This is a genomic window from Pyrobaculum sp., assembly GCF_049971835.1.
In the GTDB taxonomy this organism is placed as follows: Archaea; Thermoproteota; Thermoprotei; order Thermoproteales; family Thermoproteaceae; genus Pyrobaculum.
The window spans coordinates 1-6,038 of the sequence record NZ_JBMFKV010000125.1 but is presented as its reverse complement, the minus strand read 5'-3'; the positions used below and the strand labels follow the sequence as shown (position 1 = coordinate 6,038).

General features: G+C 60.3%; 9 protein-coding genes. 3 read left to right on the top strand and 6 right to left on the bottom strand.

The features are described 5' to 3' along the window. Nucleotides 1–167: 167 nt before the first annotated feature. Both ACP5J3_RS10230 and ACP5J3_RS10225 read right to left on the bottom strand, forming a co-directional pair. Entirely contained in the window at nucleotides 168–509 is a 342-nt protein-coding gene (locus ACP5J3_RS10230; RefSeq protein ID WP_428495602.1) for a hypothetical protein, read from the bottom strand. A gap of 95 nt (nucleotides 510–604) precedes the next feature. After that, on the bottom strand, nucleotides 605–742 hold the full coding sequence (locus ACP5J3_RS10225) for a hypothetical protein (RefSeq protein ID WP_428495601.1): 138 nt from the start codon (nucleotides 740–742) through the stop codon (nucleotides 605–607). Nucleotides 743–830: 88 nt separating this feature from the next. On the opposite strand from ACP5J3_RS10225, the gene ACP5J3_RS10220 reads away from it, so the two are divergent. The 3 genes from ACP5J3_RS10220 (at nucleotide 831) to nadC (ending at nucleotide 4,281) form a co-directional block, all read left to right on the top strand. Continuing rightward, nucleotides 831–1,715, top strand: a complete 885-nt coding sequence (locus ACP5J3_RS10220) for a helix-turn-helix domain-containing protein (RefSeq protein WP_428495600.1) — start codon at nucleotides 831–833, stop codon at nucleotides 1,713–1,715. Nucleotides 1,716–1,813: 98 nt separating this feature from the next. Next, the gene (nadA, locus tag ACP5J3_RS10215; RefSeq protein WP_428495599.1) at nucleotides 1,814–2,737 is read left to right on the top strand and encodes a quinolinate synthase NadA; all 924 of its coding nucleotides are present in this window, start codon (nucleotides 1,814–1,816) and stop codon (nucleotides 2,735–2,737) included. Beyond that, entirely contained in the window at nucleotides 2,734–4,281 is a 1,548-nt protein-coding gene (nadC, locus tag ACP5J3_RS10210) for a carboxylating nicotinate-nucleotide diphosphorylase (protein WP_428495598.1), read from the top strand. The genes nadA and nadC overlap by 4 nt, the downstream gene beginning before the upstream one ends. A 4-nt stretch (nucleotides 4,282–4,285) precedes the next feature. Here the strand turns inward: nadC and ACP5J3_RS10205 are convergent, their stop codons facing one another. From ACP5J3_RS10205 to ACP5J3_RS10190, 4 genes are all read right to left on the bottom strand, one after another. Further along, on the bottom strand, nucleotides 4,286–4,435 hold the full coding sequence (locus ACP5J3_RS10205; protein WP_428495597.1) for a hypothetical protein: 150 nt from the start codon (nucleotides 4,433–4,435) through the stop codon (nucleotides 4,286–4,288). Between the two features lie 123 nt (nucleotides 4,436–4,558). Continuing rightward, entirely contained in the window at nucleotides 4,559–4,867 is a 309-nt protein-coding gene (locus tag ACP5J3_RS10200; RefSeq protein ID WP_428495596.1) for a hypothetical protein, read from the bottom strand. A gap of 176 nt (nucleotides 4,868–5,043) precedes the next feature. Next, a complete protein-coding gene (locus tag ACP5J3_RS10195) occupies nucleotides 5,044–5,166 on the bottom strand; it encodes a hypothetical protein (protein ID WP_428495595.1) in 123 nt (40 codons plus the stop codon). Between the two features lie 515 nt (nucleotides 5,167–5,681). Beyond that, the coding region (locus ACP5J3_RS10190; protein ID WP_428495594.1) for a zinc ribbon domain-containing protein at nucleotides 5,682–6,038 on the bottom strand (357 nt) is incomplete at its 5' end.

The following is a 6,038-nucleotide window of genomic DNA, read 5'->3' as shown; positions in this document are numbered from 1 at the left end:
GTGCTGGACGAGGTGACGTCTGGGCTCGACGTGGAGAGGGAGAGGGCTGTGCTGGAGGCGGCGAGGCGAGTGGCGGAGGCTGTGGTGGTGATTTCCCACAGGCCGACCCCCGGCGAGTTTGCCAACAAGGTTGTGGAGGTGAGAGACGGCGTGGCGCGCGCCGGCGTCTAGACGGCGCCCTTCGCCCCCGGCACATGACTTAACGATGAACTACCTCGGCGTTTGGCAACAGCCGCCGGGACGTTTCCAGTCGGCCTCCCGATGCTCGTTGTGCATAGCGTCCGCGACTTGTTCAGCTCGAGGATGCCCCTCTGGATGTAGGAGGCCGCGTCTTTGTAAACAACTCGGCGGGCCTCCTCCTGGCCTCCCCGGCTACCGCTGGCGGAGTTGACGTAGGCGACTTCCGGCGCAAGTGCCTCCGTCCTAGATGCCGCGCACTTGTCGGTGAGGGGGTGAAAGACGCTTCGCCGAGCTGTAAAACTCTGACGGTTTGTCTTACCTACGTCCAAAGCTTCTGACTCCCGTTGTTTATGGCGTGGACCCTGCGACTGGGCGCGGCGGGGAGGTCTCTACGTAGCATCTCATTACCCCGATTCTGCCGGCTTCAGCTCGCCGTCTGTTTGGCATCTGGCTCGTCTTGAATCGCGGCCGCTTCTAAGACGGTTTCCCTTTCCAGCTCGTGGCGCGGCGGGTGCCTAGGCATGGCGCTTTTGTCAACGTCGTGTTTGCGACCGCAGTCCACGTCTAGATGCAAATGGAGCGGGGGTAATTGTTAAAATTGTGGTTTTGCCGCTGTCTGTGGCACATATAGGGGGCGGAGTTGTTGGGGTATGTGCTTCTCGGAGGCCTACACCGAGAGCCCCGTCTTGAGGGAGTGGCTGGAGAGGTTTGGGATTCGGGTTAGGGGCGACGCCGAGGTGTACGCGGTGTACGGCAGGGATAGGGATGTGTTGAGGGCTCTGCGGGAGGTGGACCGGGTCGTGGTGGGGATCTCGCCTCCGGGCGTCGACGCGAGGCTGACGGCGTTTGAGCTGAGGGAGCTGTCGAACCTCAGCGGCGTCGAGTGCGAGGTGGTGGAGGTGTTGCGGCTCTCCGCCGAGACGCCGCACGGCTGGGTGGTGGGGGTCAACGAGATTGCCGTGTTTCCGGAGCGCCCCGCCACCTTTCTCCGCTACTCCCTGTATGTCGACGGGGTGTTCCGCTTTAATGATCTCAGCGACGGGGTTCTTGTGGCGACGCCTCTCGGCTCCACGGCGTATGCCTACTCGGCGGGGGGCCCTGTTGTGGATTTGAGGGCCCCCGTGCTGGAGGTGGTGCCGGTGAGCTCCGCCATGGCTAGGAGGGCTCTGGTCCTGCCGCAGTCCGCCCTCGTGGAGATTAGAGATGTGGTGAGCCGGGAGTCCGTGGCCGTTATTGCCGACGGCGCGGCGCAGGTGAGGGCGGGGTCGTACGTAGCGGTTAGGGGCGCAGGCCGGGGGAGACTGATGATGCGGGTGAGGCGGGCCCCCGCGGCTTTGAGGCTCACCCCCACCGCGCAGCTGGTTAGGAAGCTCCTCGCCGAGAGGGGGCCGCTCACTGTGTATGAAATCGCGGAGCTGGCGGGGATATCCACCAGGTCGGCTAGGGCTGTGTTGAAGAAACTTAGAGAGGCGGGTGCGGTCAAGGCTCTGCCGGATCCCACAAACCCGAAGCGCAAGCTCTACTTCTTGACTTAGATCTATGAAATTTTTTCACACACCCGCCGCAACCAGCTCCTAGACAGTCTGACAGCTTTACATAGATTAATTTTTTAAAGAGGGGGTAAGGCGGTGGCGTGCTGGCTGAGAAGGTGCTTGAGTTAAAGAAGTTGAAAAACGCGGTGGTTCTGGCCCACAACTACCAGCTACCGGAGGTGAAGGCTGTTGCCGACTTCATAGGCGACTCGCTTAACCTGTCTATGGAGGCCGCCAAGACCAGGGCGGATATCATCGTATTCGCAGGGGTTTTGTTTATGGCGGAGACCGCGGCTATTTTAAACCCGGATAAAAAGGTCCTCATCCCCGACCCCGGGGCTGGGTGTAGCCTGGCCTCCTCTGTAGACGTGGAGGCTGTCAAGCGGTGGAAGGAGAAGCACCCCAACGGGGTGGTGGTGGCCTACATCAACACCTACGCCGACGTGAAGGCGCTTGCTGACTACGTCTGCACCTCCGCCAACTGTCTAAAAATTATCGAGGCGATCCCCCGGGACAGGCCGGTACTCTTCCTCCCTGACAAATATCTGGGGATGTACATCGCGGCGAGGACCGGGAGAGAGATAGACATATGGGAGGGGGAGTGCCACGTCCATGCCAAAATCACCTACCCCAGGATTTTGGCGAAGGTGAAGCTGTATAGAGACGCCGAGGTGTTGGTGCATCCGGAGTGCGGATGCGGCACGGCGTGTCTAGTGGAGCTCCCCAAGCTGGGGGTCCAGCCGAAGTTCCTCTCGACAGAGGGCATGGTGAAGTACGTCAAGACGTCCCCCGCGAAGAGGTTTATCATAGCCACAGAGGTGGGTATAATCGACAGACTTGAGAAGGAGGCGCCCGGCAAGGAGTATATACCGGCGGCGGAGGACGCCGTGTGTGAATACATGAAGCTGACCACCTTGGAGAAGATCTACGTCTCTCTTAGAGACGAGGTGTACAGAGTAGCAGTGCCGCCTGAGGTGGCGGAGAAGGCGAGGAGGGCTATCGAGCGCATGCTGGAATACGCATGATCGAGGCGAGGCTGTTCGCCTACGAACTGCTGGAGGAGCTGAGGCGGGACCTCCCTCTGCTGGACTGGGCCTCCAGAGCCCTGCCCAACAAGCCAGTGGAGGCGTGCGTCGTGGCTAAGGCAAGCGGCGTCGCCGCCGGGGTTGACGAGGCTGAGGAGTTTTTAAAACTGCTGGGGTTTGTGGTGACTTGGCGACTGGCGGAGGGCTCCCCGGTGGGGCCCGGCGCCCGGGTGATCTGCTTTAGAGGCCCCGCCCCCGACGTGTTGAAGGTGGAGAGGACCCTTCTCAACTTGTTGATGCACGCCTCGGGGGTGGCCACCTACACGAGGAGGCTGGTGGAGAAGGCGCGGTCTGCCAACCCGAGGGTCACGGTGGCGGCCACTAGGAAGACCCTGCCCCACCTCCGCTACATTGAGAAGAAGGCGGTGGTGGTGGGGGGCGGCGACCCGCACCGCATCTCGCTCAGCGACGCCCAGATGTTTAAAGACAACCACCTCCGCCTCATCTCGCTCGACGAGGCGGCGGCGGCGCCGAAGCCTTATATATACAAGAGAGAGGTGGAGGTGGGCACCGTGGAGGACGCGGTGAGGGCGGCGGAGCTGGGCTTCGACGTGATTATGCTGGACAACATGACCCCCGAGGAGGTGAGGAGGGTTGCTGAGGAGCTGGAGAGGCGGGGGCTGAGGAGGCGGGTTCTGCTTGAGGCCTCTGGAAACATCAGCGAGGAAAACATCCACCTATACGCCCCCTACGTAGACGTCGTGTCTATCGGGAGGATTACCCACAGCGCCCAGGCCCTCGACATGTCGCTGGAGGTTGTGGACGCCAAGACGAGGGTGGGGTTGATCGGCTACGGGAGGCTGGGCCGGGCTCTGCTGGAGCTGGCTAGGGGAGACGGCGAGCTGGAGTTTGTGGCGGTTTACGACGTGGATAGGGAGAGGTGTAGAGAGGCGGAGAGGACGCACGGCGTTAGGTGCGTCGGGGACGTGGACGAGCTGGTTAGGGCTGTGGAGATCGTGGTGGAGGCCGCGAGCGCCCAGGCGGTGCTTGAATACGCGTGCAGGGTGCTGGAGGCGGGGAGGCACCTGGTGGTGGCCTCCACAGGCGCCCTTTCTAAACTCCCGAGGTGCGGCACCGGCTATGTATTTGCCATGTCTGGCGCCGCCGGGGGCGTGGACATCGCGGCATCCACCGGGGGGAGGGTGAGGCACGTGGTGCGCAAAGCCGCGGCGGCGGGCGAGGACAGCGGCCCCGCGGAGGAGCTGTACTGGAGGTACCCCCAGAGCCTCAACACCTCCATGACGTATAAGCTCGCTGGCGCCGGCGAGGTTTGGGTAGAGCTGAGGAGAGACGCGCCCCCCGGCTACATCATACACGAGGTGGAGGTGGAGCACCAGTGGGGCCGCGTCCAGATACGCGCAGAGAACAAGGCGGAGGGCACGACGAGCTACGCCGCCGCCCTCTCGCTGTACAACACGCTGAAAAACGCGGCGAGGCTCGTCAAGGGCGGCCGCGTCGTAGTGGGGACATTCGCCGTGTTGTAGCCCCTCACGCCACCCCCACGTACCTCCGACACCACTCCACCCTCCTCCTCAGCGCCGCCAGCACATGGGGATCCGCGTCCGGCCTCTTGGAGTACTCCTCGTACTCCCTCCTAGCCTTCTTACAGCCCTTAACCACTTCGTCCCACCAGTCCACAGAAGGGGAGGAAGAAGGAGTAAATAGGGAAAAAAGGGTTAAGATTAGAGGTAAAGTATAACGCCTACTTCACTTTTACTTGTTACTCAGAAGCTATTTGGGCTATTGGCTTGTCTTCTTCTGTTATGTAGCCCATGTTGTCACATTCTTAATATTTGATTTGGAATTGGCCTTCTTGCAACTGACGCCTTTGCAGAATTCCCTCAGCGCCTCGGCGTCTACTATGTAGACGCGGGTTTTGCTATTGCGATACCAGTAGCCTGGCAGAGATTCCAACACTTCTCGAAGCGCTCCAGTTATTCCGCCTCCTAGGCTAGAGAAGCTGGAGGCCATGTACCGCCTCACCTTCCTCACGGTGATTGAGACCACCTGGCCCTTGGCCTCCTCTGCCATGCTACATATGGCACAGAGCACTGCCTTTCGGCTGTCCATGCCTCTGCGAGCCGGGGAGGGCAATAGGGAATTGAGCGATCCCGCAGGCGGGGATTAAACTGCATAGTTCAACTCTCTCTTCTACATTTTTCCTGACCTTCCGTCTGACGTTCTTCCTGAATCAGGAAGAATGTATGACGTCAAGTCAGGAAAAATGTAGAGGGTGGGTTAAACATTTATGCCAGGGCTCTGTCCACGGCTTCCTCCGGCGTCTTTGCAACCAGAGCGCCGAGCTTGATCAAGGTCTCGAAGCCCAGAACCACGTCTTTAGGGGCGCCGCTCGGCGGTTTCAGAACCACGATGGGTCTCCCGAGCCTCCACGCGACCCTCGCCGCGGCGAGGGTCCCCCAACCGCTCTGCCTGTACTTGGCATACGCTATTATTAACGCCCTGGCTATACCTCCTTTCTACTCTCCGGGCGTCTCGGGGGGCACGGGGCCCAGGCGGGCGCTTAGGCGCGCCCGGGCGGGGCCGCCTGGAGGGTTGAAGCCGCCCCTTCTGCAGACGCATATTGGATACAGCTTCGCCTCCCGGTGCCCTCGCGGGAGGCGGGGCGGGCCTCTGCAAGCCCATGACCGTAGAAACACACCCCCAATTTATGAATTAACATGCAGGCTGAGTGCGACTGCGCCCATTCCGCCTTCACCAATTCCAAATTTTAGATTTGGAATTAGTCTCGGCGCCTCCCCCTCTCGGTTGCAATGGCGTGTTGACAGTTCTAAATTACGCAGAGATGGCATAACGTCCCATCTACATTCTTCCTGACCATCCGTCAGACAATTTTCCTGAATCAGGAAGAATGTCCGATTTCAAATCAGGTAGAATGTAGATGGGAGGGTTGAAAGTCGTGTTGGGAAAAAAGGGGTAGTATTTCCCGGTACCTCTTCTGTGCCCATATTATGGGCACTTCGTCGCGCTGGGCCTCAAAGCCGCACTGGCACCTCACCCTTCTGTCTGGAAGCTCCTCCATTTTGGCGCCACATTTGGGACAGACGGTGGAGTATAGTCTCAGCTCTGCGTAGGGAACGCCGTGCCATTCGCAAAGCTCCCTCAGCCTCTTTGTGAACCTACCCACGTTGAGGTACTTCTTTACATTTGGTTTCATTTTATCGCTCTCCTTCAACTCCCGTATAGAGCCGTCCATGGGTTTGTCCACCACAACGGCGGCTTC